Origin of the sequence: Kribbella sp. NPDC056861 (assembly GCF_040687575.1) — a bacterium.
GTDB lineage: Bacteria > Actinomycetota > Actinomycetes > Propionibacteriales > Kribbellaceae > Kribbella.
In genome coordinates this window covers 365,048-390,887 of record NZ_JBFBNQ010000009.1, presented here as the reverse complement: position 1 = coordinate 390,887, position 25,840 = coordinate 365,048, and the positions used below count along the sequence as shown (strand labels likewise).

At 68.4% G+C, this 25,840-nt stretch carries 26 protein-coding genes; 9 read left to right on the top strand and 17 right to left on the bottom strand.

What is annotated here, in order from left to right; genetic code table 11:
• Positions 1 to 37 precede the first annotated feature (37 nt).
• The 3 genes from AB0P21_RS38750 (at position 38) to AB0P21_RS38740 (ending at position 2,258) form a co-directional block, all read left to right on the top strand.
• Positions 38 to 634, top strand: coding sequence for a ScbR family autoregulator-binding transcription factor (locus AB0P21_RS38750; RefSeq protein ID WP_363704039.1), 597 nt, complete (start codon positions 38 to 40; stop codon positions 632 to 634).
• Positions 635 to 681: 47 nt separating this feature from the next.
• Positions 682 to 1,449: an SDR family oxidoreductase gene (locus AB0P21_RS38745; protein ID WP_363704037.1), complete on the top strand. Its 768-nt coding sequence runs from the start codon at positions 682 to 684 to the stop codon at positions 1,447 to 1,449.
• Between the two features lie 134 nt (positions 1,450 to 1,583).
• Entirely contained in the window at positions 1,584 to 2,258 is a 675-nt protein-coding gene (locus tag AB0P21_RS38740) for a response regulator transcription factor (protein WP_363704035.1), read from the top strand.
• Between the two features lie 79 nt (positions 2,259 to 2,337).
• Here the strand turns inward: AB0P21_RS38740 and AB0P21_RS38735 are convergent, their stop codons facing one another.
• Positions 2,338 to 3,546: an MFS transporter gene (locus tag AB0P21_RS38735; protein WP_363704033.1), complete on the bottom strand. Its 1,209-nt coding sequence runs from the start codon at positions 3,544 to 3,546 to the stop codon at positions 2,338 to 2,340.
• 64 nt (positions 3,547 to 3,610) lie between these two features.
• Between AB0P21_RS38735 and AB0P21_RS38730 the strand changes: the two genes are divergently transcribed.
• Positions 3,611 to 4,045, top strand: a complete 435-nt coding sequence (locus tag AB0P21_RS38730) for a MerR family transcriptional regulator (protein WP_363704031.1) — start codon at positions 3,611 to 3,613, stop codon at positions 4,043 to 4,045.
• Here the strand turns inward: AB0P21_RS38730 and AB0P21_RS38725 are convergent.
• Genes AB0P21_RS38725 through AB0P21_RS38680 form a run of 10 tightly spaced genes read right to left on the bottom strand, consistent with a single transcriptional unit; the run spans position 3,982 to position 13,615 of the window.
• Positions 3,982 to 4,914: a hypothetical protein gene (locus tag AB0P21_RS38725; protein ID WP_363704029.1), complete on the bottom strand. Its 933-nt coding sequence runs from the start codon at positions 4,912 to 4,914 to the stop codon at positions 3,982 to 3,984. The genes AB0P21_RS38730 and AB0P21_RS38725 overlap by 64 nt on opposite strands.
• Positions 4,892 to 6,202, bottom strand: a complete 1,311-nt coding sequence (locus AB0P21_RS38720) for a pyridoxal phosphate-dependent aminotransferase (protein ID WP_363704027.1) — start codon at positions 6,200 to 6,202, stop codon at positions 4,892 to 4,894. The genes AB0P21_RS38725 and AB0P21_RS38720 overlap by 23 nt, the downstream gene beginning before the upstream one ends.
• Positions 6,199 to 7,803 carry an AMP-binding protein gene (locus tag AB0P21_RS38715; RefSeq protein ID WP_363704025.1) on the bottom strand — a complete coding sequence of 535 codons (1,605 nt, stop codon included), beginning with the start codon at positions 7,801 to 7,803 and terminating at the stop codon, positions 6,199 to 6,201. The genes AB0P21_RS38720 and AB0P21_RS38715 overlap by 4 nt, the downstream gene beginning before the upstream one ends.
• Positions 7,800 to 8,930 (bottom strand): Glu/Leu/Phe/Val dehydrogenase dimerization domain-containing protein, encoded by a 1,131-nt coding sequence (locus AB0P21_RS38710; RefSeq protein ID WP_363704023.1) that lies wholly within the window; start codon positions 8,928 to 8,930, stop codon positions 7,800 to 7,802. The genes AB0P21_RS38715 and AB0P21_RS38710 overlap by 4 nt, the downstream gene beginning before the upstream one ends.
• A gap of 49 nt (positions 8,931 to 8,979) precedes the next feature.
• Entirely contained in the window at positions 8,980 to 9,543 is a 564-nt protein-coding gene (locus AB0P21_RS38705) for a gamma-glutamyl-gamma-aminobutyrate hydrolase family protein (protein WP_363704021.1), read from the bottom strand.
• Positions 9,540 to 10,346 carry a hypothetical protein gene (locus AB0P21_RS38700; RefSeq protein ID WP_363704019.1) on the bottom strand — a complete coding sequence of 269 codons (807 nt, stop codon included), beginning with the start codon at positions 10,344 to 10,346 and terminating at the stop codon, positions 9,540 to 9,542. Before AB0P21_RS38700 ends, AB0P21_RS38705 begins: the two co-directional genes overlap by 4 nt.
• On the bottom strand, positions 10,343 to 11,398 hold the full coding sequence (gene argC / locus AB0P21_RS38695) for an N-acetyl-gamma-glutamyl-phosphate reductase (RefSeq protein WP_363704017.1): 1,056 nt from the start codon (positions 11,396 to 11,398) through the stop codon (positions 10,343 to 10,345). The genes AB0P21_RS38700 and argC overlap by 4 nt, the downstream gene beginning before the upstream one ends.
• Entirely contained in the window at positions 11,395 to 12,246 is an 852-nt protein-coding gene (locus AB0P21_RS38690) for a RimK family alpha-L-glutamate ligase (protein ID WP_363704015.1), read from the bottom strand. The genes argC and AB0P21_RS38690 overlap by 4 nt, the downstream gene beginning before the upstream one ends.
• Before the next feature lies 1 nt (position 12,247).
• Positions 12,248 to 12,433, bottom strand: coding sequence for a hypothetical protein (locus tag AB0P21_RS38685; protein ID WP_363704013.1), 186 nt, complete (start codon positions 12,431 to 12,433; stop codon positions 12,248 to 12,250).
• Between the two features lie 48 nt (positions 12,434 to 12,481).
• Complete coding sequence (locus AB0P21_RS38680; RefSeq protein ID WP_363704011.1) at positions 12,482 to 13,615, bottom strand: hypothetical protein; 1,134 nt, start codon at positions 13,613 to 13,615, stop codon at positions 12,482 to 12,484.
• Positions 13,616 to 13,855: 240 nt separating this feature from the next.
• Here AB0P21_RS38680 and AB0P21_RS38675 point away from each other — a divergent pair, with 240 nt between their 5' ends.
• From AB0P21_RS38675 to AB0P21_RS38660, 4 genes are read left to right on the top strand one after another with little or no spacing between them, the layout of a single operon-like run.
• Positions 13,856 to 14,977 (top strand): acyl-CoA dehydrogenase family protein, encoded by a 1,122-nt coding sequence (locus AB0P21_RS38675; RefSeq protein WP_363704009.1) that lies wholly within the window; start codon positions 13,856 to 13,858, stop codon positions 14,975 to 14,977.
• Positions 14,978 to 14,997: 20 nt separating this feature from the next.
• Complete coding sequence (locus AB0P21_RS38670) at positions 14,998 to 16,143, top strand: acyl-CoA dehydrogenase family protein (protein ID WP_363704007.1); 1,146 nt, start codon at positions 14,998 to 15,000, stop codon at positions 16,141 to 16,143.
• 53 nt (positions 16,144 to 16,196) lie between these two features.
• Positions 16,197 to 16,535: an ATP-binding protein gene (locus AB0P21_RS38665; RefSeq protein WP_363704005.1), complete on the top strand. Its 339-nt coding sequence runs from the start codon at positions 16,197 to 16,199 to the stop codon at positions 16,533 to 16,535.
• Positions 16,528 to 17,181 carry a hypothetical protein gene (locus tag AB0P21_RS38660; protein WP_363704003.1) on the top strand — a complete coding sequence of 218 codons (654 nt, stop codon included), beginning with the start codon at positions 16,528 to 16,530 and terminating at the stop codon, positions 17,179 to 17,181. Before AB0P21_RS38665 ends, AB0P21_RS38660 begins: the two co-directional genes overlap by 8 nt.
• Here the strand turns inward: AB0P21_RS38660 and AB0P21_RS38655 are convergent.
• Positions 17,117 to 18,001, bottom strand: coding sequence for an EamA family transporter (locus AB0P21_RS38655; protein ID WP_363704001.1), 885 nt, complete (start codon positions 17,999 to 18,001; stop codon positions 17,117 to 17,119). The genes AB0P21_RS38660 and AB0P21_RS38655 overlap by 65 nt on opposite strands.
• Positions 18,002 to 18,068: 67 nt before the next feature.
• On the opposite strand from AB0P21_RS38655, the gene AB0P21_RS38650 reads away from it, so the two are divergent.
• Positions 18,069 to 18,920: a LysR family transcriptional regulator gene (locus AB0P21_RS38650; protein WP_363703999.1), complete on the top strand. Its 852-nt coding sequence runs from the start codon at positions 18,069 to 18,071 to the stop codon at positions 18,918 to 18,920.
• On the opposite strand, the gene AB0P21_RS38645 is transcribed toward AB0P21_RS38650, so the two are convergent.
• From AB0P21_RS38645 to AB0P21_RS38625, 5 genes are read right to left on the bottom strand one after another with little or no spacing between them, the layout of a single operon-like run.
• Positions 18,917 to 19,438 (bottom strand): gamma carbonic anhydrase family protein, encoded by a 522-nt coding sequence (locus AB0P21_RS38645; RefSeq protein WP_363703997.1) that lies wholly within the window; start codon positions 19,436 to 19,438, stop codon positions 18,917 to 18,919. The genes AB0P21_RS38650 and AB0P21_RS38645 overlap by 4 nt on opposite strands.
• Before the next feature lie 10 nt (positions 19,439 to 19,448).
• Positions 19,449 to 20,672 (bottom strand): MFS transporter, encoded by a 1,224-nt coding sequence (locus AB0P21_RS38640; RefSeq protein WP_363703995.1) that lies wholly within the window; start codon positions 20,670 to 20,672, stop codon positions 19,449 to 19,451.
• Entirely contained in the window at positions 20,669 to 22,033 is a 1,365-nt protein-coding gene (locus tag AB0P21_RS38635; protein WP_363703993.1) for a GH1 family beta-glucosidase, read from the bottom strand. Before AB0P21_RS38635 ends, AB0P21_RS38640 begins: the two co-directional genes overlap by 4 nt.
• Complete coding sequence (locus AB0P21_RS38630) at positions 22,023 to 22,589, bottom strand: heavy metal-binding domain-containing protein (RefSeq protein ID WP_363703991.1); 567 nt, start codon at positions 22,587 to 22,589, stop codon at positions 22,023 to 22,025. The genes AB0P21_RS38635 and AB0P21_RS38630 overlap by 11 nt, the downstream gene beginning before the upstream one ends.
• Positions 22,590 to 22,596: 7 nt before the next feature.
• A complete protein-coding gene (locus AB0P21_RS38625) occupies positions 22,597 to 25,788 on the bottom strand; it encodes a penicillin acylase family protein (protein ID WP_363703989.1) in 3,192 nt (1,063 codons plus the stop codon).
• Between the last annotated feature and the right edge of the window lie 52 nt (positions 25,789 to 25,840).

Sequence of the window (25,840 nt, the reverse complement as noted above, 5' to 3'; positions counted from 1 at the left end):
TCGTGAAGCAGTTCGGTGGAACCAGGGGGCGGTGCGGATGCCTGGACGGGTCGTGAAGCAGGCGAGGGCCGAGCGGACCCGGGCGGCGGTGCTGCTGGCGGCCGCCGAGATCTTCGCCGAGCAGGGCTTCTCCGGGGCCAGCGTGATGAAGATCGCCGACCGGGCGGGCGTGACGCTGGGCGGGGTCTACTTCCACTTCCGCTCGAAGGAGGAGCTGGCCCGGGAGATCGTCACCGGGCAGCCGGACTTCGTCGTACCGCCGGAGTCGTCGAAGGGTCTGCAGCGCGCCATCGACGTCACCCGGGTCTGGGCCCAGCAGGTGGCGCAGAGCCCGATGCTGCGGGCCGGCGCCCGGCTGGTCTGGGAGCAGGACCGCTTCATGCCGGGCGAGGAGAACTCCCACGAGCAGTGGACCGGTCTGGTGATGGCCGACCTGCAGACCGCGAAGGACGCCGGTGAGCTGCGGCCGGACGTCGACGTGAAGGCAGTGGCCCGGGTGGTGGTGAACGCCTGCACCGGCGCCCAGATGCACTCGTACGTCGAGACCAGGCACGAGGACCTGCCGGAGCGGGTCGAGGAGATCTGGCGCTGTCTGCTGCCCGCGATCGCGGTCGAGACACGAGACGGTCGGTAAAAGTACACCTTTCTGCGGCACAATCCTCAGAAACTGAGGGGGAAGCTATGCAGGGGAACCAGCTCGACGGCAGGACGATCATGATCACCGGCGCCTCGAGTGGCATCGGTGCCACAGCGGCCCGGTACTTCGCGGCGGAGGGCGCGGCCGTGCTGTTGACGGCTCGCCGCAAGGACAAGCTCGAGGAGGTCGCCGCCGAGATCACGGCAGCCGGCGGCCGGGCCGAGATCGCACCGGGCGATGTCACCGACCCGGAGGCGGTCGAGGCAGCCGTCGCCGCCGCGGTCCGCGCGTTCGGCCGGCTGGACGGCGCTTTCAACAACGCGGGCTGGGGAACCCTTGGCCCGCTGTTGCACGAGACCGACGACGAGGTCTTCGAGAGCGTGATGGCCGTGAACGTCCGCGGCGTCTGGAACTGTCTCAAGTACCAGCTGCCCGTGATGATGGCGCAGGGACCGGGCGGATCGGTGGTCAACACCTCCAGCACGGCCGGGTCGTTCGCGACCGGCGTTGGTTCGCCGTACGTCGCCGCCAAGCACGCGGTGCTGGGGCTGACCCGGGCTGCTGCCGCGGAGTACGGGGTGCATGGGATCCGGATCAACGCGTTGATGGTCGGGTCCACCCGGACCGAGTTGCTGGAGGCTGCCATCCGCGAGCTGCCTCAACTGGGGGTGGCCGCGACCGCGCGGTCGATCCAGCCCAGGCTGGCCGAGCCGATCGAGATCGCCCGCGCAGCGGCCTGGCTGCTGAGCGACCAGGCGTCGTTCGTCACCGGCGGGGCCGTCCCCGTCGACGGTGGCGCCAGCGCGATCTGAACATTTCGATCCAGGTTCAACTCATCAGGCGAGAAGATCCATTGACCATAAAATAAAGATCACTATGATTTTAGTGTCCTGGGGGGACGCTGCGTGACGTTCCATTTACCGGCGGACATATGTAAGGAGTAGTCATGACACAGGGAGTAGTGCGCGTCCTGGTTGTCGAAGGCGGCTCGGTCGAGGCAGAGACGAGGAGACGGGAGCTGCGACGGCAGGGGTACGCCGTGAGCAGTGTCGACACCGGAGCCAAAGCATTGCTGGCGCACCGAAGATCGGATTTCGTCCTGCTGGACCTGGATCTGCCGGACATCGACGGGCTGGAGGTCTGCCGCTCGATCCGGGCGGCCGGCGCCAAACCGATCATCTCGGTCTCCTCGGGTGACACCGAGACCGACCGGATCCTGGCCCTGAACGCCGGGGCCGACGACTGCCTGGACGCCCGCTGCGGTCCGCGGGAGATGCTGGCCCGGATCGAGGCGGTACTGCGGCGCTCGCTGCCCTGCCGGCAACCCGACCGGGTGATCAGCCGGGGCTCGCTGAGTGTCGACGTCCAGACCCACGAGGCCCGGTTGCGCGGCGAGCCGGTGAACCTGACCGGAAAGGAGTTCGAACTGCTGCACAAACTGGTCTCCCATCCGGACGAAGCACTTTCACGCAAACAATTGATGGCCAGCGTCTGGGAGACGAGCTGGGCCAATTCCAGTCGCACGATCGACACCCATGTCAGGAGTTTGCGGGCCAAACTCGGGGCCCGGTCCTGGATCATCACGGTGCGCGGTGTCGGCTATCGCATCGGCCGCGGCTGAGCGGACGGACACGGTCCTGCTGCGCTGGGAATCCCAGTGCGTCCCAGCAGGGCCGTGTCCGTCCACCCGGTCGGCCGACTCAGTGCAGGCTCGGGCGCTTCACCGGGAAGCCGTGCTTCCGGGAGATGACGACCACCAGCAGCACCGGCACCATCAGGGCCAGCACCGCCCAGGGGAACGAGGACGGTCCGGCCGAGGCGAGCAGAATTCCACCGACCGCGCCACCACCGGCCATGAAGGAGTTCCAGGTGGTCACCAGCAGAGCCTGCGCACTGGTACCGCCGGCGTCCGTGACGGCGGTCTGCAGCAGGGTGGTCACGCCACCCCAGCCCAGGCCCCACAGCACGATCGCCGCGTACACGACCAGGTCGCTGCTCGCGAGCAGCCCGAGGCCGATCGCGGCGATGATGACGAAGGCCGCCGAGCCGATGGTGAGCTGCCGCAGCTTGCGGTCGACCATCGCGCCGGTGATCACGATGCTGACGACGGACGCGATACCGAAGGTCAGCAGGACGGTGTCGCGTTGACCACCCATGCCGTACTCGTCGAGGAACGTCGAGATGTAGGTGTAGAGCACGTTGTGGGCCAGCACCCAGGCCGCGACGGTGAACAGCACGGCCACCACACCCGGAAGCTTCAGCGCCTTCAGGATCGGTTCGCGCTGGCCGAGCTTCTGGCCCGGCGCGGCCGGGACCGACACCGAGATCCAGACCAGCAGCAGCACCGACAGCGCGGCGACCAGCCCGAAGGTCAGGCGCCAGCCGAACAGGTTGCCGAGGAAGGTGCCGACCGGGATGCCCAGCGCCAGGGCCAGTGGGACACCGGCCATCGTGATGGAGATCGCCCGGCCCTGCAGGTGCGGCGGCGCCAGCCGGAGCGCGTAGCCGACCAGCTCGGCCCAGACCGCGGCGGCCGCGATACCGGCCAGCAGCCGGAACGTCATGGTCAGCGCGTAGCTCGAGGAGATCGCGGTGACGACGTTGGCGACGGCGATGACCGAGACGGCGAGCAGCAGCAGTTGCTTGCGTCCCCACGCCGCGGTCGCCACCATCAACGGGATCGCCGAGACGCCTGTCGCGATAGCATAAATCGTCAGCATCTGACCCGCCGCAGACTCACTGACGGACAGGTCGCGGGCCATCTCCGGCAGTACTCCGGCCGGCAGCGCCTCGGTGAGGATGCCGATGAAGGCCGCGGTGCTCAGCGCGAGAAGGGCGGACCAGGGCAGTTTGTTGCTCGCCCCTGTAGGCGGTGTGTGGTTCGAAGTCTCAGTCTGTGAAGTCGCCATGGTTTTATACTCAAACCTTTTCATTGATGTGAAGGTCAAGGTCATCTGAAGTGAGGTGCATCACATGAGGATCGGGTCTTTGGCCGAGCGCACCGGAACGTCCCGGCGATTGCTGCGGTACTACGAGGAGCAGGGCCTGATCGGCTCCACCCGCTCCGCCAACGGGTACCGCGACTACGCCGAGTCCTGTGTGGACAAGGTGATCCAGATCCGGGGGCTGCTCGACGCCGGGCTGCCGACCCGGGTGATCCGGGAGGTCCTGCCCTGCATGGACACTCCCCGGGCCATCCGCATCTCAGCCGCCACCAACGACACCATCGCGCTGCTCGAAGGCGAACGGGACCGGATGGCCGAGCGCATCCGCTGTCTCGAGCGCAACCGGGACGCCATCACCGCCTATCTCGAAGCAGTTCGCTTCGAGGCGGTCCGGGCGGCTCAGTCCGACGAGCTCCAGTTGGCGAACCCGGCCGAGGCAGTCGTCTCCGCCAAGGGCGCGTAGCGGACCTGGTTGGACAGCACCACGCCGTGGCTGGCCAGGTCGAAGATGATCTGGTCGCCGTCAAGGATGGTGAAACCCGCGTGGTAGCTGGCCTTGTCCGAGCCCAGCAGCAGGTAGTTCACCAGCCCCGGTCGGCGCAGCCCGGGGTACGAGAACAGGTGGTCGACCATGTCCGGGACGCGCTGGAAGATCGCGTCCGCGCCGCAGGTGAAGTCACCCTTCCAGGCCGGCACCCCGTCGCGCTCAATGATGATCTGCCCGGTGACCGTCTGCGGCGGCTCGCCCAGGAACAGCCACGGGGTCATCGAGGTGTCGCACAGCTTCGCGTACGGCGTCCAGCCCCACGGGTTCTGCAGGTGCAGCCCGATGTCGTTCAGGTCGTTGGCGAAGGTGTACCCCGCGTAGTGCGGGTTGCCGTCCTCGTCGTTGACGAAGACCAGCCCGACCTCCGGCTCCTCCAGCAGCGCGACCGCCGAGGCCGGCACGGTCAGCGGCAGACCGTTGGTCTCCAGCCAGGAGCCGGTGCCCTTGATCAGCCAGTTCGGCGCCTTGAACGGCTCGTCCGGCTTGGGCGGGTTGGGGAACTTGGACCGGTGCGTCCCCATGAACCCGGTGATCAGCGAGTTCCCGGCCGGGCCAGGGAGCAGCGGCGGTAGGAAGTGCAGCTCGGGATCATCGCCGGCGACGCTGATCGTGGCGGTGCCGGACGTCACCGAGTCCAGCAGCGCCTGGGTTCCGCCGCCGGCCAGGACGGCGTTGCGCAACTGGTCCTCGGCCACCGGGTACAGCGTGATCGGCTCGCCGGCGACCGGCAGGCCGAGTCCCGCGTAGCGCTGTCCGGAGTACTCAACTTCGAAAAGGATGGACATGCAGCGACTCTCCTCGAGCTCGTTGGGTTAGGTCGTTCATGACGTCGGTGATGCGATCGACGGAGGCTTTGATCCAGGGCAGGGCGACCGGGTCCGGCGAGGCCAGCGCGGCTGACCGCTCCGCGTCGGTTTCGCCGTACAGGCGGCTGGTCGCCACCCGGACCCGGAGCGAGTGGCTCGGTTCGCCGAAAGCCGTTCCAGGCAACAGCGCCACGCCGTACTGCGTACTGAGCAGCGCGGCGAGATCGTCTCCGCCTTCGATGCCGTGGACGCGCGACAGGCCTTCGCGGAGCGGCTCGAAATCGGGGTAGAGGTAACAGGTGGCCCGGATCGGCGCGAGTTCGGCGCCAACCGAGGTGAACGCTTCGGCCACCCGCCGGACGACACGTTCGTGCAGTCGGCAAGAGGCAGCCACCCGCTCGACCACCTCCGGCGGCTCCGCCAACGCGTACGCCGCGGCGGCCTGCACGGGAGCCGCCGTACTCGACCAGATCTGGCTGGCGATACTCACCAGCCGCTCGCGCAGCGCGCTACCCAGCGGCCCGGACGGCAGCCGGGCCACCCCGAGCCGCCAACCACCGACGGCCAGGTTCTTGGTGAGCCCGGTCGTCACCACCGTGCGTTCCGGCGCGAACAACGCCGGGGAGACGGCCCGGTCGCCGGGGGCGAAGACCAGGTCGCAGTAGATCTCGTCGGAGATCACCACGAGGTCCAACTCCTTGGCCACCAGGGCCAATTCGCGGATCGTCTCCGGCTCGGCGATCGTTCCCGTCGGGTTGTCCGGCAGGGTCACCACTACTGCGCGGGGGTCGCGTCCACTGGCCCGAGCAGCAAGCACCTGCGTACGAAGCTCCACAGGATCCGGTACGCCGCCCTCCCCCGGCCGGGTGTTCACCGGGATGGAGCGGAAGCCGGCCAACCGAGCATGCGCGGCATAGCTCACCCAGCTGGGCACTGGCACGACCACGTCTCCACCTACTGCCAGCAGCAGGGCGAAGAGCAGCGGCTTGCTCCCCGGTCCGCAGACCACGTCCGCCGGATCGGTAGGCAGACCCCGCCGACCCCAGTAGCCGGCAGCCGCCTCCCGTACCTCGACCGAACCAGTCACCGGTCCGTACGCGTTACGGCCCACAGCAGAGGCCAACCGCTCCCCCAGTTCCGGCAGCACCGGAAGGCCGATCTCACCGGTCGCCAGGAACAGCACGCGTTCCCCGGCCAGCCGACGGCGTTCGAACTCCTCGTCGGCGGCCAGCGTCGCCGACATGGTCACCGGTACGGGTGCGGTCACGGCGTCCCCGCGTACAGTCTCCGGAGCTCGACCTTCCGGACCTTGCCGGTCAGCGTCTTCGGCAGGACGTCCACGACCTCCAGCCGCTCCGGGTAGAACCGCGGGTCCTGGCCGGCGCCGCGCAGGTGCGCCTGGATCTCTTCCAGGGTTGGCCGTACGCCGCCACGCGACACCGCGACCGCGAGGATCGGGTCGTCCGCCTGTCCGGTCGCACCGAGCAGGGCGGCCTCGGTGATCTTCGGATGCTGGGACAGCACCGCCTCGAGCTCCGCCATCGGGACCACGTCGCCGTCGCGGACGATCGTGTCCTTGGCCCGGCCCAGGATCCGGATGCCACCCCGCCCGTCCTCGCGCGCCACGTCGCCGGTGTCGAACCAGCCGTCCTCCGACAGCTCCGCGTCGAACTTCTCCTGCTGCTTGAAGTAGCCCAGCGCCTGGGAGGCGCCGCGGACTCGCAGCCTGCCGACCGGCGCCCGCTTCGACGGGTCGTGACACAGGTCGACGCGGATCTCCATCGCGTCGATCGGCCGGCCGTGGCTCTGCGCCGCCCAGTCCTGGTCGTAGTCCAGCCGGCTGATGGTGATCGGCCCGAACTCCGACATCCCCCACACGGAGTACGTGCGAGAGCCGAAGGTGGCCCGCATCTCGTCCACCAGTCCTTGCAGGACAGGCGCTGCGCCGGTGACCGTGTGCTGCAGGCTCGAGACGTCGTGCGGATCCGCCTGCTGAGCTCGCGCCACTCCGGTGAGAGTGGGCGGCGGCCCGTACAGCAGAGTCGCGCGGTACCGCTCGACGAGGTCCAGCAGGCCCGCACGATCCGGGCCGTCCTGGAAGGCGACCGTTCCGCCCAGCATCACCGAGGCGAGCACTCCCTGACCGAAGCCCGAGTAGTGCACGAGCGGCGTGGTGACCGCTGCCACCAGGTCGTCGCGGAGCATGAACGCGTCCACATAGCCACGGACCCCGGAGTGCACCGTGTTCTGGCTGTGCACGACGCCCTTGGAGAAACCGGTCGTGCCAGAGGTGAAGAGCACGACGAACGGCTCGTCGGGCTGCAGCTGCAACCCGTCCAGCTCGTGCTCCCAGTGGGTCCGGACGAAGTGCTCATGGAAGTCGATGGAGCCCGCCGGGGCGGGACCGCCGACCACCACCAGATGTTCCAGCGGCAACTCGTGCTGGATCGCGCTGACGCTCTTGGCCAGTGGGTAACCGTCGAACTCGGGCACCGTCACGAACACCTTCGCCCCAGTCAGTTCGAGGCGATGACGCAGCTCGTCGTCCTGGCACTCCGGAGCGATCGGGCAGATCACCGCGCCGACCGCCATACAGGCGAACATCAGCGGCACGATCTCCCACCGGTTGGGCAGCTGGACGGCGACCAGCGCACCGCGCTGGACGCCGAGCTCCAGCAGCCCGCCGGCGAACCGGTCGGTCAGCCGGGCCAGCTCCGCGTAGTCCAGGGTGTCGGTGTGCGCCTCGTCGAGCCGGCGGCCGGCGATCGCCAGCTTCCGGGGCCGGACCGAGGCCTGCCTGCGCAGATCATCGAGAAAGGTCTCGTCCCGCCACCAACCCCGCCGCCGGTACTCCGCTGCGCCGCTCATCGCCGGCGCTTTTGGCGACGTTCCTGCCGCCGGGTCGCGAGCAGCTCGGGCAGCGGATCACCCGCACCGGCCGCCGCGATCTCTAGCAGGGCACGGGTGTTGAGCTCGACCCGGGTGCCTACCCAGTCGAACACCCACGCCTTGCGGGCCTCGGCGGGCAGGTCGAACGGCACGACCCGGGTGACGGCCAGCGCAGCCGACGCAGCCCCGCCGATGTTGGCGATCACGCCCGGCACCAACACGGTCCCGGCCGCTCGCGCCTTCTCCTGTGCCTCAGCCGTCGAGGCGATGTTGGCGCCCTCGACCACGAGCTCGGCCCGCAGCCGGTGCACGTTCTCCGCGTTGAGCGCGTTCTTCTGCGCCGCGAGGATCAGCAGGTCGGCGTCGACGTCCAGCCAGGCATCCGGCCCGTTCGACACCGTCACGCTGTCCGGCAACCTGGACCGGTCGATCCGGCCGAACTCGTCGGTGATCGCGACCAGCTCGTCGACCGGCAAGCGGTCCGCGCTGATCGTGCCCTCGATGTCGGCAACCCCGACGACCACGTGTCCGCGCTGCTCGAGGAACCGCGCGACCGCCCGGCCCACCGCGCCGAAGCCCTGCACCACGATCCGCGCCTCCGCGCGGCCACTGGCCTCCAGGGCGGTCACCGCGGCCACGCCGATCCCGTGACCGGTGCAGTCGATCAGCGGTTCGTAGTACGTGCGCCAGTCGATCGGCATGTCCGGGACACCGAGCCGGAAGCGCGGGTCGTACTTCGCCTCCTCGAAGAAGATCGCCCGGTCGGCCGGGGTCACTCCCATGTCGATGCCGAGGTGGATACCGCCGTGCAGCAACGGCTTGACCGTCCGGCCGAAGGTCCGGAAGGTGGTTTCGCGATCGGCGCCGTCGGCAACGATCCCGGCCTTGGCGCCGCCGATCGGCAGGCCGGCCAGGGTGAACTTCTCGGTCATGTCGCGGGCCAGTCCCGCGACCTCCGCTTCGGTCACACCCGGCGTCATCCGGGTGCCGCCCATGCCCAGGCCGTCGTAGAGGGAGTCGACGACCACCCAGCCCTTGAGCTGGCCGCCGCTGCCGTTCAGGTGGACGGTGAAGGCCGGGTTGGTCGCCTGGTCGAGGTCGCTCATTGGCAAGTCCTTCGAAGTCGTGAGGGAGGTGGAAGGTGGTAGTGGGAGTTCACTGGTAGAGCTGGGCGAAGCCGCGCAGGATCTCGCGCCCGTCGTCGCGGAACTCCAGATGCGCCTGGGAGCCGAAGATCCGGCCGTCGTCGGAGCGCAGGAACTCCACCGGCGCATGGTCGGAGCGGCCGATCGACCGGAATCCGGCCGGTGCCGCCTGCAGGTAGAGGGTGTGCCGGTGGAACACCGTCACGGTCGGCTTGACGAAGTTGAACAACGCCTCGTCCTTGTCCACCTCGGCGTCGTGGCCGCCGACCCGCTGCGGACCCTCGGCCAGTTCGCCGCCCTGCGAGACCGCGATGATCTGCATCCCGCCGCAGATCCCGAACACCGGGACGTCCGACGTCATCACCAGATCGACCAACGGCTTGTAGTACTCCGTGTCGTAGGCCCGCACCTTGGTCCCGCTCAGCACGATCGCCTGGTAGCGGCCACCCAGCTTCGCCGGTACCTCGGTACTGCTGACCACGTCGGTCGCCGAGCCGAAGTCCTCGAACCGGCGGCGCAGCTGGGGCAGGGAAAGTGTGCGGTTGTTGACGACCAGCACCCGCGATTGCGTCACGATCGTGCTCCTTGGTCTCGAGTGATGACGGTGCCGGTCCGGCCGGCCAGCAGCTCGGAGACCGGGGCACTGCCGATGACGACCTCGCGCACGCCCTGGTCGAGGGCCTCGCCGGCGGCACGCAACTTCTTGCGCATCCCGCCGGTGGCGCCCTTGTCGCGGAAAGCCGCAGCGCCTTCGGCGTCGATCCGGTCGACCGGTTCGCCGTCGATCAGCAGATGCGCCACGTCGGTGACGAGCACCAGGTTCGTGGCACCTGTGGCTCCGGCGATGGCTGCGGCGGCGCGGTCGGCGTCGGTGTTGACCTCCTGGCCCGCTTCGTTCCTGGCCAGCGGAGTCACCAGGTAGGCGTGACCCGGCCGCAGGTTCTTCAGCACCGTCGGCTCCACCTTGGTGATCGGCCCGACCAGGTTGTCCAGCTCCACCAACTGCTTGTTCTGCCACCACCAGCTCTCGCCCTGGCCGGCATGCACCAGACCATCACTGCCCAGCTGGCGCTCGACCGTGATGCCGCGGTACTCCAACCGAGAGATCACGTCCTGAGCCATCACCGCGCTGACGGTCTTGATGTCGGCGATCACCTCGGGCGTGGTCCACCGGCTCTGGTTGCCGTACCGGTCCCGCAGGATCGCGGACGGATCGCGGTACCGCGCGCTGAACTCCTTGAGCGGCTTTGACCAGCCGTGCACCAGGACCAGCGGGTGGTCCGCGCCGTGTTCGGCCAGGTCGTCCCACCAGGTTCCGGCCAGATCGTCCAGGCAACTGCCGCCGAGCTTGACGACGGTCGGTACTGCGGCGCTCATGCCGGCATCACCGGCTGCATCGTCAGGCCCGAGTCCTCGGGCAGCGAGAACCGCAGGTTGGCAGCCTGAACCGCTTGCCCGGCAGCGCCCTTGACCAGGTTGTCCAGGGCGGCGAGGGCCACGATCCGGCTGTTCTCCTCGTCGTACAGGACGGTCACGTCGCAGTAGTTGGAGCCGAGCACCGCCTGCGGGTCCGGCACCGGGATCAGGGTCTCGTCGTGCCGGCGGACCCGGACGAACGGCTTGCCCTTGTAGAAGCGGGTGTACGCCCGGTGCAGGTCGCGCTGGGTGAGCTCCGCGTCGGTGAACACGTAGCTGCTCGTCATCAGGCCGCGGACGTGCGATACGCCGTACGCGGACATCGAGAACGAGCCGATCGTGCCGGGCTTGCTGCGGTCGAAGAAGTCCCGCACCTCACCCGCGTGCCGGTGGCCGGTCGGCGAGTACGGCGCGATCGCCCCGTTGCGGAGCGGGTGCAGGTCCGTCGTCCGCAAGGACAGGCCGCCGCCGCTGGAACCACTCTTGCCGTCGACAACAACTGTCTTCAGCTCCAGTCCGAGCCCCAATGTCAACGGGGCAAGGGCAAGCGTCATCGAGGTGGCATAGCAGCCCGGCAGCGAGATCAGCGCGGCTCCCGGCAACTGGTCGGCGACCAGCTCCGGTACGCCGTACACGAAACGGTCGGCCAGCTCGGTCTGCCGGTTGACCTTCGGGTACCAGCGCTTGTGCAGTTCCGGCGTACGGATCCGGAAGGCGCCGCTCAGGTCGATGATGGCCGCGACCTTGTCGGCCAGCTGTTCGGCCAACTGTGCCGAGACCGGCGCAGGGGTGGCGAGGAACAGCACGTCGACCTTGTCCGCAATGTCCTCGGTCACCGGCTGCACCGTCAACCCGAGGTCGAACCGCAGGCCGGGATGCAGCTCGGCCAGGCGACGGCCGATGTTGGACGAGCCGCCCAGGAAGGTGAGCTCCATCTCCGGATGCTGGGCGATCAGCCTGATCAGGTCGCCGCCGGCCAGCCCGGAGGCGCCGACGATGCCGGCCCGGATCACGACAGCACCTCCTGCAGGTAGCCGCCGATGGCGTCAGCGACGTTCACACCGGTGGCCTGGGCGACCGCCCGGAAACCAGGGGCGTGGTTGACCTCGTTGACGACGTAGCCCTCGGAGGTCTGGAACAGGTCGATGCCGTAGATCCCGGGACCGAGCACGTCCAGTACGCCGTTGACGATCTTCGTCACCTCAGGGTCGTCTGCAGCGGCCCGGCTGAGGTTGCCCAGCGCCGCGTTGTTGCGCCAGTCCTCTCCGCCGGTGGTGAACTCGGCCACGCCGACCAGCACGTCGCCGACCACCAGGCAGCGGGTGGAGGCCCCACCGGCGAGGAAGGGTTCCACCAGACACGCCTGCTCGAAGGCGTGGCCGAGGTCCTCGACGTAGTCGTACAGGGAGTGGGCGGCGTCGGCGTCGCGGATCAGCGCGACCCGCTTGCCCATTCCGCCGTACACCGGCTTCAGGACCACCGGTGGCGCGAACTCCTTGAGCGCCCGGGCGAAGTCGGAGCGGGACAGCACCAGCCGGAACTCAGGGACCGGCACGTTCGCGGCGCGCAGGGCGGTTCGCAGTACGGCCTTGTTCTCGCACAGGTTGATCGCGCGGGCCGAGTTGATCACCCGGCTGCCCGACTCCTCGGCGAGGGTGGCGATCAGGCCACCACGGGTATAGCTACGACTTCGGAGCAGGATCGCGTCGAACCTGCTCAACGCGGTCACGTCCGACTGGCCCAGGCACAACGACTCGTCGTTGATCCACTCGACGGTCAGGCCGAGGTCGGGACCGGCCTCGATCAGCTGCCGCTCCTCCCAGGCGATCCGGTCCGCGACGATCGCGATGGACTTGGTCATCTCACTGGCCCCAGTCGCGCAGCTGTACCTCGACCATGGACAGCCGCAGCTGGCCGGCCTCGACGCCTTCGACCCGCAGCGTCAGCATGCACTCGGGGCAGGACAGCGTCTCGCCTTCGACCAGCGGCGGCACGGTCAGGTCGGTCTCGCACTCGGGGCAAATACCGGAAAGGGTGGCGGTGGACATCAGATAACTCCAGCGAGAAAGTAGGAATGAGGTGTCTGGCAGGTGAATTCAGCGGGACTGGAAATCAACGGCGGCTTTACGGATTCCGTCCCGGTCGAGCAAATGCCGGCCGTTTTCCAGCTGGTGGTCGATCAGCCAGGTGGTGAAGGAATCGACGTCGACGGTGAGGCCGGAATCCAGCAGTGCCCAGCGGACCAGCGCCGGGGTGAGCCGGGTCCGGACCAGCAGCTCACGGGTGTTGCCGACGGTCTCGGCCGGCAGCGTCTCGTACGCCTCCGGGTTGGTGAGCTGACCGGGCAGCTCGTAGGCGAAGGCGTGCGGCGAGGTCGGCCCGGACTGGAACGCGGTGCCCAGCCCGGCGCCGTGCAGCGCCACCCGGGACAGCTCGGTCAGGTGACTCAGGTCGAAGCGGGTGTCGCCGTGGACGATCCGCAGCGCCATCAACAGCTCGGCCAGCGGGGCGTTGCCACCGCGCTCACCGATGCCACCGACCGTTGCCGAGATCCACTGCGCGCCGGCCCGGACGGCGGCCAGCGAGTTCGCCACTGCCATCCCGAGCATGTTGTGGGAGTGGATCTCGATCTCGGAACCGTCGATCGCGGTCAGGTCGCCGATCACCGACTCCATCTGCCACGGCGACAGGTAGGCAACGGTCTCGGCCAGCCGGAACCGGTCGGCGCCGGCCTCGAAACCCGAAGCCACGTAGGGAACCAGCCGCTCCCGCGGCGTCCGGGCGCCGTCCTCGCCGCTGAACGTGACGTGGAAGCCGCGCTCCTTGGCCTGGGTGATCGCCGACCGGGCCAGCACCTCGACGAACTTGGCGCTAGGCGATCCGAGCTTGAGCTGGGCGTGCTCCGCGGAGGTGGGGATCGAGTACATGATGTGCCGTACGCCGAGCCGCTCCGCCTCGTCCAGCGCGGTGGCGACCTGCTGCCGGTCGCGGACCACCACGAGCGACATGCTGCGCTCCGGGCCGATCGCCTCGTGGGTGGCCAGGATCAGGTCCGCGTCCTTGCTCTTCGGACCGGAGATCATGCCGACCTCGACCAGCTCGATACCGGTCTTCACCAGCAGTTCTGCAATCGTTGCCGCGTCCTGCGGACCGAACTCGACGCCGGCCATATGGGCCGAGTCCCGCAGCGTCGCATCTGATAATCGGGGCTCGATCACTGCATCAGTCATTGCCGTTGTGCTCCCTTTGTGTGGGCGGTCATTGGGTGCCGAGATCAACCTTGAGGTCGGCAGCCGGTAACCAGCAAGCTGTTCACTGTGAAGAAATGTGAAGCCTTGTGGAGACGCGCCAAGGTGGGTGCCGAATTTTGGCTCGCCGCCGGTTTCGTGTGATGTTTCCGAAATCGCCCGGCCGGCGGAGCTACCGTTCTTGAATTCGTCTTCGGCCGATTCACGAACGAAGGGAAGGAAATGATGGCGTTTCCGAAATCCCCGGGTGCTGGCAATGACTCGATCACGTCATTGACCGAGCGGGTCCGTTATCTCGCCAGTCACCTCGCACGTCCCACCGCCCCGGACCGTGATCGTCAGCGGCACTGGGACGAACACCTCTTCAAGGCCCTGATCGCCGCCTACGGCGAGGGGCAGACCGGCGTACAGACTGCTGCTTTCCTGACCGCGCTCGGCGAGGGATCCCAGGATCCGGGTCTCGCCCTGGCGGTCACCACACATACCGTCCTGGCCACCGCGCCGCTGCGCTCCTTCGGGACCAGCGCGCAGCAGGAGCGCTACCTACCCCAGATCGCTGCTGGTGAATGGGTCGGCGGGCTCTCGCTGCGACAGACCCAGGGTGCGGCGTTCGCCTCCACCGTCTCGGCCTCGGCTGCCGACGACGGCTGGGTGCTCTCCGGCGAGCTCGAACAAGTTGTCCTCGGCAACCAAGCGCACCACTACCTGGTGATCGCCGAGCACAGCGACGGATCGCGGACGGCGTACCTGATCGACCGTGACACGGCTGGCCTGCGGGTCGAGGAGACCAGCACTTCGGCCATGCACAGCTGCCCGTGGGGGCGGCTCTCCTTCGACGAGTGCAGGGTGTCGTGGGAGGCCGTGGTCGGCACCGTCGGTGCGGCTGTCACCGAGACCGAGCCGCTGCTCGCCACGCTGGACTGGGTCTTCACCAGCGCTTCGTGGCTCGGCATCATGCGGGCGCTGATCGACGAGTCGCTGGACACCGCCCGTACCCGCGATCTGTTCGGCGCTCCGCTCGCGCACTCACAGTCCGTGCGGTTCCTGCTGGCCGACCTCGCCATCCAGGACGAGCTCGCCGCCGGACTGCTGAACCGCGCTGCCGCCCAGTTCGTCGGCGACGCGGCTCCGTCCCATCAGGAGGCAGCCACCGCCCGGCTGTTCATCGCCTCCGCTGTTCGCGCCGTCGCCGAGGGAGCCGCCCAGCTCGCCGGACCGGCCGCGTCGACAGCCGATGGGTTCGTCGAGCGGGCGCACCGCGACGCCCTCTTCTTCGCCTCGACCGGCGGCGGCGCCGACGTACTGCGCCCCGTGATCGCGGCATCTCTGCTCGGACTCGGCTGACCGTGAGGACCTCAACCGCCATGTACTTCGACGTCGACACCTTCTCCGCCATCGCCGGTCGCGCCACCCAGACAGACGCCACCGGCTCCATCCCGACCGAGAGCTGGCAGGAGCTGGTCGAGACCGGCTACCTGGGTCTCTTCCATCCCGAACACCTCGGTGGCAGCGGCGCCGACGCCGCGACTCAGGTCCAGGCGATGGAGTCGCTCGCCCGCGCCTGCTCCGGCACCTACTGGGCCGCCACCGTCTCGTCCCTGCTGTGCGGCAATCTCATGGCCACCTACGGAAACGAGCGCCACCACGAGCTGATCCGGTCGGTCGCGACCGGCGAGAAGCTCGCGGCCTTCGCCATCGTCGAGACCGCCGCCGGCAGCGACGCGGGCACCTACCGGACCTTGGTACGGCGTACGGGCGAGGGCTACACGATCAGCGGCGAGAAGTCGCGGATCACCAACGCCCCTCGTGCCGACATCGCCGTCACGTTGGCCCGCCGCGAAATGCTCCCCGGCGACGACGGCCCGGAGTGGTGCCTCGCCTTCGTCGAACTCGACCAGCCCGGCGTACGCCGGTACGACATCCCCCACATGGGTCTACGAGGCATGCCGTGGGGCGGCATCGTCTACACCGACGCCCACGTCGACGAGGCGAACGTCATCCCGGTCCCCTTCACCGAACTGGCCGAAGGCATGACCTGGGGCTGGCTCCTGGTCTCCGTCGCCGCGGTCGCCACCGCCGAGTCCGCCCTCGCCGCCTCGGTCCGCTACGCCCGCAAACGAGTCTCCTTCGGCCGCCCCCTCGCCCACATGGAAGGAATCCAAGCCCAACTCGCCGACTCCCGCACCCAGATCGACGCAGCCCGCCTCCTGGCCCAACGCTGCGCCGCCGAACGAGTCGGCGGCAACTCCGCCCGCCAACTCATCGGCATGCTCAAGGTCTACGCCACCGAGATGGCCGTCGAGGTCACCCAACGCGCCGTCCAGATCCACGGCGCCGCCGGCGTCACCCAGGGCCACGAAGTAGAGCGGCACTACCGCGACGCCCAGATGAACGTAGTCGGAGCCTTCGCCACCAACCGCCTCCGCGAACAGATCGCCGAAGGCCTAGGCCTAGGCCCAGCCGTCTACCGCCCCTTCGACTGGCTGACCCCCACCGGCCTTGCCGGCTGACATCAGCAGCGGGGCACCACCCCGGTGCCCCGCTGCTGCCGTACAACTTGAAGGTGGACTGGATAGAGCAAGTTCGTCGGCGGCCTGGGATGTACGTCGGCAGCACCGACTCTCGAGGAATCGACGAGATGGTCCGGGAGGTGGTGAGCAACAGCGTCGACCTGGCGCTGGTCGGCGCAGTGACCGAACTGCGGGTCCGGGTGGAGCAGGACGGCGGGTTCACGGTCACCGACGACGGACCTGGCATCGACGTGACACCGGGAGTTGACGGCGTACCGTTCCTGACCCGCGTGGCGACAACCCCACAGGACACCCCCGACCGCGGACGGGCATCAGCCGCACGTGCATCTTGCCTTCGGCGTCGGCCTGCAGGTGGTGTGTGCCTTGAGTGATCGGCTGGAGATCACCACGACCCGCGACGGCCAGACCTGGCGGCAGCGGTTTGCGGCCGGTCGAGCCGTTGACGGCCTGACCCGAGTGGACGGCAAGAGCATGACCGGTACGTCGGTGGCGTTCCGGCCGGATCCGGAGATCTTCGAGTCGCCGCGGCGCATCGAGCTCGGCGCGCTCGATCAGCTGATGGAAGACCTGGCGGCGCTGGTCCCGGGGCTGACTACGCGATTAGAGGTGGAGGAACGCGTGCGGCCGCCGGTTGACCACGCGGCGCTGCTTCGTGCCAGCCGGTCGTGGCAACTCCGGGCCGAGGATGGCCAAGACGCGGTGGTGATCGCGTTCGCCGCCGACAGCCACAGTCACGCGGCGAGCGGGCGATGGTTGCTGAATCTGCGGGAGCTCGTCGAGGTCGAGGAGCTCGGCGAGATCCTCGACAGGGCGTTGGATCAGATCGTTGGTCAGGTGGATCGCCGGGGTGTAACCGTGGTTGTGAGCGCGATGATGCTGTCGCCGGAGTACTCCGGGCCGACCAGGAGACGCTGTGACGATTCGCGACTGGAGCAGCTGATTCGGCGGGCGGTTACGGACAACCTGCCGGGGTTGCTTGCAGGTGATCCGTTGCTGCGGGCTGCTTTGCTGGGCTGACCGGCACGGACGCGGCGACGGCGTTGGCGGTGATGATCGCGGCGATGGCCAGCCATTCGATCAAGCCGAGCGTCTGACTGAGGACCGCCCAGCCCACGAGTACGGCGAGGAGTGGGTTGATGCTCATGAAGAGGCCGTAGAGGCCGGTGGGGACTTGGCGGAGGACTATCAGGTCGACCAGGAACGGGACGGCTGAGGAGAGTACGCCGGCGGCGATTGCGTAGGCGACGTACTGGAGGGTCGGCTTGTGGGTAAGGAGGATCCAGAGGCCGATGGGGAGGTAGACGAGCGCCGAGACGGTTGAGGCGGCGGCGGCGCCTTGGGCTGAGGGGAGGCGGGTGCCGAGGGTGCGGTTGAGGAGGATGTACGCCGCCCAGCAGGCTGCTGCGACCAGGCCTAAGGCGATGCCGAGGTAGTCGGTGGTGGGCTGGGGGCGCATCAGTACTGCGACTGCGGCGCCTGCGGCTAGGGCGCAGTACAGGTCTAGGCGGCGGCGTGAGGCTGCCAGGGCGACGGCTAGGGGGCCCAGGAACTCCAGGGTGACGGCGAGGCCTAGGCCGATGCGGTCGATGGCGGTGTAGAGGGTCAGGTTCATCACCGCGTAGACGGCGGCGAGGGCGAGGACCGGTAGCCACTCGCGGCGGGTGAAGGACCGGAAGCGTGGGCGGGTGATCCCGACCAGCAAGATCGCGGCGACCCATTGGCGGACAGCGACTACTCCGGCGGGGCCAAGAGCGGGGAAGGCCAGAGCGCCGGTCGCGGCGCCGACCTGGTTGGACAGAGCGCTTCCCAGCATCATCAGCACGCCCTTGGCTTTCATAGCTGCAGGATGTGCCTGCCGTAGCAATACGCAAAATGCATCAAACAGTCATCTATACGATGGGCGTATGGATGTGGAGCTGCGGCAACTCAAGGTCCTGGTGGCGATCGTCGACGCGGGCAGCTTCACCGACGCCGCGCTCGATCTCGGGGTATCCCAGGCAGCGGTCTCGCGGACGCTCGCGGCGCTCGAGCAGACCCTCAAGGTCAGGCTGCTGCACCGGACCAGTCGCACAATCGCACTCACCCCGACCGGCGCCCAACTGGTACCGCGAGCCCGTCGGCTGCTCGCCGAGATGGACGAACTGGTCCGCGAGGCGACCTCAGGTCATGCCACGCTCCGCGTCGGCCATGCCTGGTCGGCACTCGGGCAGCACACTGCGACTTTCCAACGCCGCTGGGCCGAGCGGCATCCCGACATCGACCTGCTGATGGTCCGCACCAACACCCCGAGCGGCGGCCTGGCCGAAGGCGGCTGCGATCTCGCCATCGTCCGTACTCCGCCCGACGAGAAGCACTTCGCCGTCACCGAGGTCGGACTCGAACGCCGCTTCATCGTGCTGGCCGCCGACGACCCGTGGGCACGCCGCCGCTCGATCAAGCTCGACGAGGTCCGCGACCGCACGGTGATGTCCGACCGTCGCACCGGTACGACGACCGCCGACCTGTGGCCGTCCGGCGATCAGCCGCAGCTCGAGGACACCGCCGACGTGGACGACTGGCTGGCCCGGATCGCGGCCGGCGGCGTCGTCGGGATCACCCCGGAGAGCACCGCCACGCAGTACGGGCGGGCGGGAGTTGTCTTCCGCCCGCTGCGTGATGCCCCGCCGGTCGCAGTACGGGTGATCTGGCCGCGGCACGATCCACACCCGGCGACTCAGGACGCGGTCGCCCTGATCACCGAGGTCTACCAGGGTTAGCCGACCTGCTCGACCGAGTCCGCGTGGCGTCGGGCAAGTTCGCGGTAGATAGCGGCGTTGTGGTCGACGAAGAGCTTGGCGTTGCCGTCGAGCGGAATGATCTTCTTCGCCGGACTGCCCATCGCGACCGACTCCTCGGGAATGACCACCCCCGGCGTGACCGTTGCGCCCGCGGCGACCAGCGTGCGGGCGCCGATCACAGCACCGTCGAGCACGATCGCGCCGTTGCCGATCAGCGCCTGTTCGCCGACCGTGCAGTCGTGCACGAGACACTGGTGCCCGACGGTCGCGTTCCTGCCGACCTCGCAGACCCCGGTGTTGACGTGGATGACCGAGTTGTCCTGGATGTTCGCGCCCTCGCGGATGATCACCTGGCCGAGGTCGGCGCGGATCACCACGCCGTACCAGACCGACGCGTCCTTCTCGACGACCACGTTCCCGACCAGAGTGGCGGTCGGCGCGATCCAGGCTTCCGGGTGCACGGTGGGGCTGACGCCCTCGAACGAAAACAGCGGCATGGTCAGCAGACTAGGCGACGGACCTGACCTTGTTCACCAGTACTGCGCCCGCCAGCGTGACCACCGCGGCCAACGCGTACAGAACCGGATAGCCACCGAGCACCTTCACCACCGGCGCCGCGATGGCCGGAGCGATCACCTGCGGCAGCGAGTTGGCGATGTTGATGACGCCGAGATCCTTCGCCCGATCGCGCGCACTCGGCAGTACTTCGGTCAGCAGCGCGAAGTCGACGGACAGGTAGACGCCGAAGCCGATCCCGAGGATCACCGCGCCGACCAGCGCCGCGGTCCAGGTCGGCCACACCGCGAGCACCACCGCGCCGACCGCCATCACCACGCCCGCCCAGGTGACGAAGACCTTCCGCCGGCCGAGACGGTCGGACCAACTGCCGGACGAGACCGCGGTGAGGATCACGCAGAGGCTGTAGATCGCCGTGAGAATCAGTACGCCGGTATCGGGGTCGCCGTACTCGACCGCGTCCTGCAGGAAGAAGAACAGGTAGAGCGTGCCCAGCCCGTTGCCCAGGTTGAGCAGGAACCGAGTCAGCCAGGCCCACCCGAAATCGGGGTACCGCCGAGGACTCAACCAGAAGCTCTTCAGGAACTCACGCCACACCAGCGGTGACTTCTCCGGCAGCCGCTCGTCGCCACTTCCCACCAGATAAGGCACGACCGACAGCAGCAAGAACACAGCACACGCGACATACCCAACGCCGATCCCACCGACCACCGTGGCAAGCCCCACGCCGACCAGCGCGCCGAGCGTCTGGGCCAGCGCGACCCACCCGCCGACGACACCGCGCTGCACCTTCGGCACCCGATCCGGTACTGCGGCAGTCACCGCCGCCAGCAGCGCGTTGCAGAACAGTTGCACCAGGCACCAGCCGACCACCATCACCGCGACGGCCGACGCACCCGACAGCACCAGCAACCCGCCCGCGCCACCCACAGCGCCGCCGAACACCCAGGGCACTCGCCGCCCGAACCGCGAACCGGTCCGATCGGAGACAGCACCCGCCACCGGGTTTGCCACGACCGAGACCGCCGCCCCGATCCCGGTCACCAGCCCGAAGACGAACTCCTTGTTGTCCCCCGCCACCGCCTCCGACTGCTTGGCCAGCAACACCTGGATCGGCCCGAGAAACGCGGCGAACACCCCGACATTCGCCAGCACGACGGCCGCCGTCCATCGCCCCCGAACCGCGACCGTCGGCTCGGCGAGCGCCGGTGTCATGGGCGTTGACGAGCAATCAGATCGCGGTACCAGTGGTACGACGCCTTGGGGGTGCGTTCGAGCGTCTCGTAGTCGACGTGGATCAGCCCGAAGCGCTGGGTATAGCCGGCCGCCCACTCGAAGTTGTCGAGCAGGGACCACTGGAAGTAGCCGCGAACGTCCACCCCGTCGTCGATCGCCGACTTCAGCGACCGCAGGTAGCCGTCCAGGTAGTCGATCCGGCGTTGGTCGGCGACCACCCCATCGACCGGTTCGTCGTTGATCGCGCAGCCGTTCTCGGTGATGTAGATCGGCGGCAGCTTGTCGCCGTACCGGGTCTTGAAGGTCCGCAGGATCTCACCGAACGCATCCGGTACGACGGGCCAGCCGAAGTCCGTCTTGTCGTAGCCCTCGAGAGCCCGCGGCTCGAACGGCAGCCCGGCCGGAATCGGGATGCCATCGGTCGCCGCCGAGTCCGGGTTACCGGTCGGCGCGCCGACCAGCGCCGGGGCGTAGTGGTTGAGCCCGAACCAGTCGATCGGCGTCGAGATGATCTCCAGATCCTCCGCGACCGGCCCCGGCATCCCGTCGCCGATGCCCGACGGGTACTCGCCGAGCAGGATCGGATCGGAGAACATCCAGTTGATCAGGTTGTCGTAGAGCCCCGCCGCCTCGACGTCCTCGGCGCTGTCGCTGGCCGGCCAGGTCGGCGAGTGGTTCGACGCGATCCCGATGTTCGACGCACCGCCGGCCCGCAACGCCTGGACCGCGCGACCGTGCGCCAGCAGTTGGTGATGCGCCACCGGCAACGCCTCGAAGCTGAGCTGCTTGCCCGGCGCGTGCCCGCCCACGGCGTACCCGATCAGGGTGAGCACCATCGGCTCGTTGATCGTCATCCACAACGGCACCCGGTCGGCGAACCGCTCGGCCAGGATGGTCGCGTAGTCGGCGAACCGGTAGGTGATGTCCCGGTTCAGCCAGCCGCCCGCGTCCTCCAGCTCCTGCGGGGTGTCCCAGTGGAACAGGGTCGGCGCAGGTTTGATGCCAGCGGCAAGCAACTCGTCGATCAGCCGGTCGTAGAAGTCCAGCCCGGCGCCGTTGGCCAGTCCTTTGCCGCCCGGCTGCACCCGCGGCCAGGAGAACGAGAACCGGTAGACGTCGACGCCGAGCCGCTGCATCAGCGCGACGTCCTCGGGGTACCGGTGGAAGTGGTCGCAGGCGACCGCCCCGGTGTCGCCGTTCGCGATCCGCCCGGGCTCGGCGCAGAAGGTGTCCCAGGTCGAGGGCCCGCGACCGGCCTCGGTCACCGCGCCCTCGATCTGGTACGCCGACGTCGACACGCCCCACAGGAAGTCGGGGCCGAAGGCAAGCTCAGCTGTCATTCGCATCCTCGGCGGCCGGGGCAGGGGTGTCCTTCGGCCGCGGCTTCTCCACCGGCCGGACGATGACGGCCGTCCCGTACGCCGCCACCTCGCTCATCGTCTGGGCGATCTCGTTGCAGTCGAAGCGCATCGCCAGGATCGCGTTCGCGCCCATCTGCTGGGCCATCTGGCACATCCGCATCACCGCGACGTGCCGCGACTCGGCCAGCATCTGGGTGTACTCCGGCACCTCGCCGCCGCCCAGCGAGCGGAAGCTGGCGGTGAAGTTCGACCCGAAGTCGCGGCTCCGCACGGTCAGCCCGAACACCTCGCCGAACACCTGCTCGGCCGTGTAGCCGGGCAGGTCGTTCATCGTCGAGACCAGCACCGGGTACGGCGAGCCCTGCGGCGCCACCCTCGGCGCGTTGTGCTGCTGCGGCGGGGGCGGCGGCTGCTGGTAGCCGTACTGCTGCTGCGGCGGGGGTCCCTGCTGGTAACCGGGAGGCGGTCCCTGCTGGTACCCCGGCTGCTGCGGCGGGTAGGGCTGGTTCGGGTGCGGTGGGTAATTCTGGTTCATGGCGTAATCATTGCCTGAAGACCTGCATCTCATAAAGCGAGTAGCCGTACGACGTGGCGCGTTTCGTTCCGGTCACCCGCACATAGCGCGCCTGGGCCGGCGCGAACCGCACCACATCTTCGCCACCATTTCCATTGGAGGTCGCGTAGACCTGCTGCCAGTTCACGTTGTCCCGCGACACCTCGACCTTGTACGCCGAGGCATACGCGGCCTCCCAGTTCAGCACCACCCGCCGCAGCGGCTGCTCGGCGCCCAGGTCGACCTTCAGCCACTGCGGGTCCGACCAGTTGCTGGCCCACCGCGTCTTGAGGTCCCCGTCAACGGCTTTGGCCGGCGGCGAGTTGAACACGCCACCCTCGTAGCTGCTCGCGGTCGCCGTCTTGCCGGCCGCCAGGTTGCTGACGTCGTCCCCACGTCGTGCCGGGAACTCGACCACCTGCTGGTACGTCGGCCGGTTGACCCACGCCATCTTGTCCTGGGTGATGCCACCCATCGGCTGGTGCACGATCTGGTCGGCGCAGAACTGGTCCCCCGCCGCGCAGTCACCGGTCGCCGGGTACGTCGTCGTCGCGGGCACCTTGGTTGCTGCCAGCAATGAATCCGAGAGCACCGTCCGGCAGGCCGCCAGCGCGCCGGCGCCGCAGTACGTCACCGGCTGGGCGGTCTTGACCGGGTCGCCGAGCACCTTGCGGAGGTCGCGCTGAACGAAACCCCACCAGCCGTTCTGGAAGGCCGAACCCTGCGCACTCGGTCGCTCGTCGATCTTCTGCGCGCTCACCAGGGAGTTGTAGAGATCAGGTCCGAGCCCCTGGAACTGAGCCGGCACCAGCAACGGCCACCAAGCGTCGAGAATCCGGATCGCCTCGGCGTGGTCATAGGTCTTGGAGGCTTCCGACGGCGACTTCCGATGACTCCCCGCCGCCTGCCAGGCCTGCAGCTTGGCCACCGCATCCGCGACCGCCGGATCGGTGATCGGCGCGCTCTTCAGCACTCGCAGCAGATACGGCAGCACCTGGTCGGCGCGCAGGTCGACGGTCGCCGCCGACTCCATCGCCTCGACCAGCTTGCCCCGGGTGAACTTCTGCCCGGATCCGATCACGGACTTGATCCGGTCGTCCAGCGGCTGGCTGCGATAGACCGAGTTGTAGCCGAAGTTGCCGTCCGCGGCCGAGAAGCCTGGTGCCTGCTTGTTGTTCCAGCTGGTCAGGTAGTCCTGGTTGACCACCTGCGGGTGCTGGGCAGCCGGCGTGTACGTCGCCCGGTTGGTGACCGGGTTCCAGCCTTGCCACTCGTACGTGCTCCAGGTCGGCAGGTTCGGATCGGCGCCGGCGGCGCGCACCGGGTTGTCGCCGGAGTTGTAGTACGCGATCGAGTTCTTGTCCGTGTAGAACCAGTTGAACGTGTAGCCGATGTTGCCCGCAGCCTTCTGGAAGTCGGCCGCCGAGTGGATCGCGTCCGGATCGTTGAACAACATGAACCCGAGCGCCGAGCCCGCCTCGTTCCCGTACGTCGACCGGTTCTTCGTGAACAGCACCGGCTTCCCGGCGACCGTCCCGCGATGAGTGACGATCCCGTACTTCGTCCGCTGGGCGACCAGCGTGTACGAACCGGCCGGCTCCGACGAGCCGAGGCTGGAGTACCAGGCGTTGTGCCGCTCCAGCTTCTCGATCGGGGTGCATTGGCCGCGGAACACGTAGGACGTCGAGTTCTTGCTCGGCGTACCGCCATTGGCTTCACACAGCGGTACGGCGTACGTGTCGGTGATGTCCTGTCCGGCCGACGTCGCGCTCCAGGAGTAGTCGGCGCCGCGACCGATCAGGGTGTAGAAGTTGAGTCCGGCGAAGGCGACACCGCGCGAGCTGACGCCCGGTCCCTGGAGTTCCTGGCGGAGCAGGAGTTGCGGAGCGAAGTACCCGGTCTGCGGGCCGTAGACGGCGATCGGGTTGCCGCTCTCGGTGTGCTGGCCGGAGACCATCAGCGCGTTGGACATGCCCTTCGGACCGAAGCCCTCCGGGAAGACGCCGGCGTCGAAGATGCCCTTCAACGCTTCCTTGGTCTGCGCCTTCTGAGGCGGCTTGACCCCAGAGCTGCTCTTCGGCTTCAGCGTCTTGGACGCGGCCGATCCGGTCTGGTCGACGACCTCCGGCTCCGGCGTGACCGAACCCCGATCCGGCATCGCGCGCCCGGTGGTGTTGCTGACCGTCCCATAGGGGAAGGACGTCCCGTTGTGCACGGTCGTGTTCGCCTCGGGATCGTTCTGCGAGCGGAACGACTCCCAGACCTTGGTGCCCTGAGCCACCCCGTACTTCGCCTGCGCCTCCAGCAACGCGAGCGCGGAGGCCATCTCGCCGCCACCGCCGGTGCCGAAGATGCCGGCCACCACGGCCGCGGTGGCGACCACGTCGGTCACCTTCCAGGGCTGCGGCGTCGGCAGCCCTAGCGCGACGTACTCGCCGGGGTAGGCGATGCCGACCGTGTTGATGTAGTGGTTGACGCCGTCCACCCAGGCCTGGATGTCCTTCTGCATCTTCAGCCCGTTGGCGCCGTAGAGATCGTCGGCGTCGTCGTACTGCTTCTGCAGGTCTGCCTCGTTGTACGGCGCGGTCCGCCAGAACTCCTGCTCGAACGCGCGGTTGCCCGCCGCGCCACCCGCGAACGGGGTCAGCTGGCCGCGGCCGAGGTGGCGGAAGACGTCCATCACGAACAGCCGGTCCTGCGCACCGGCGTACCCGGCGCCGAACATGGTGCCCTCGCGAGTGGTGCCGGTGATGTGCGGGATGCCGCGGGACTTGTCGCGCACGATCGTCACGTCGGCGCGCGGCTTGGTGGTGCTGGCCACGTCGGTCGGCAGCACGCCGAACGAGGCGTCGTCGAAGTACGGGTCGAGGCCGTCGTCGGTGATGCCCTGGGAGTTCCAGACCAGCTTCTCGTACGGCTTGACGGTATCGCTGAAGTGCGCGGGCCTGGTCCCGAATCCCTTGAACAGCAGCAGATCCGTGAAGGTCGCGTTGCCGTTCTGGCCGGGCGGCACGATGTCGGCGCACTGCCCGACGCAGTAGTCGACCGGCGCGGCGGCAGCAGCCGCCACCGGTTTGGCCTGGCTGGTGTTGGCCAGTCCGGCGGCCATCACTGCGCTCACCGAGAGCGCGGCCACCGTCGTACGGACAACACGAGTGAGCTGAGCGGGGGCGCGCGTCACTGGTCCTCCCAAAGTCGTCGTCAAAAACTGACGATGACTCACTAGTAGCATC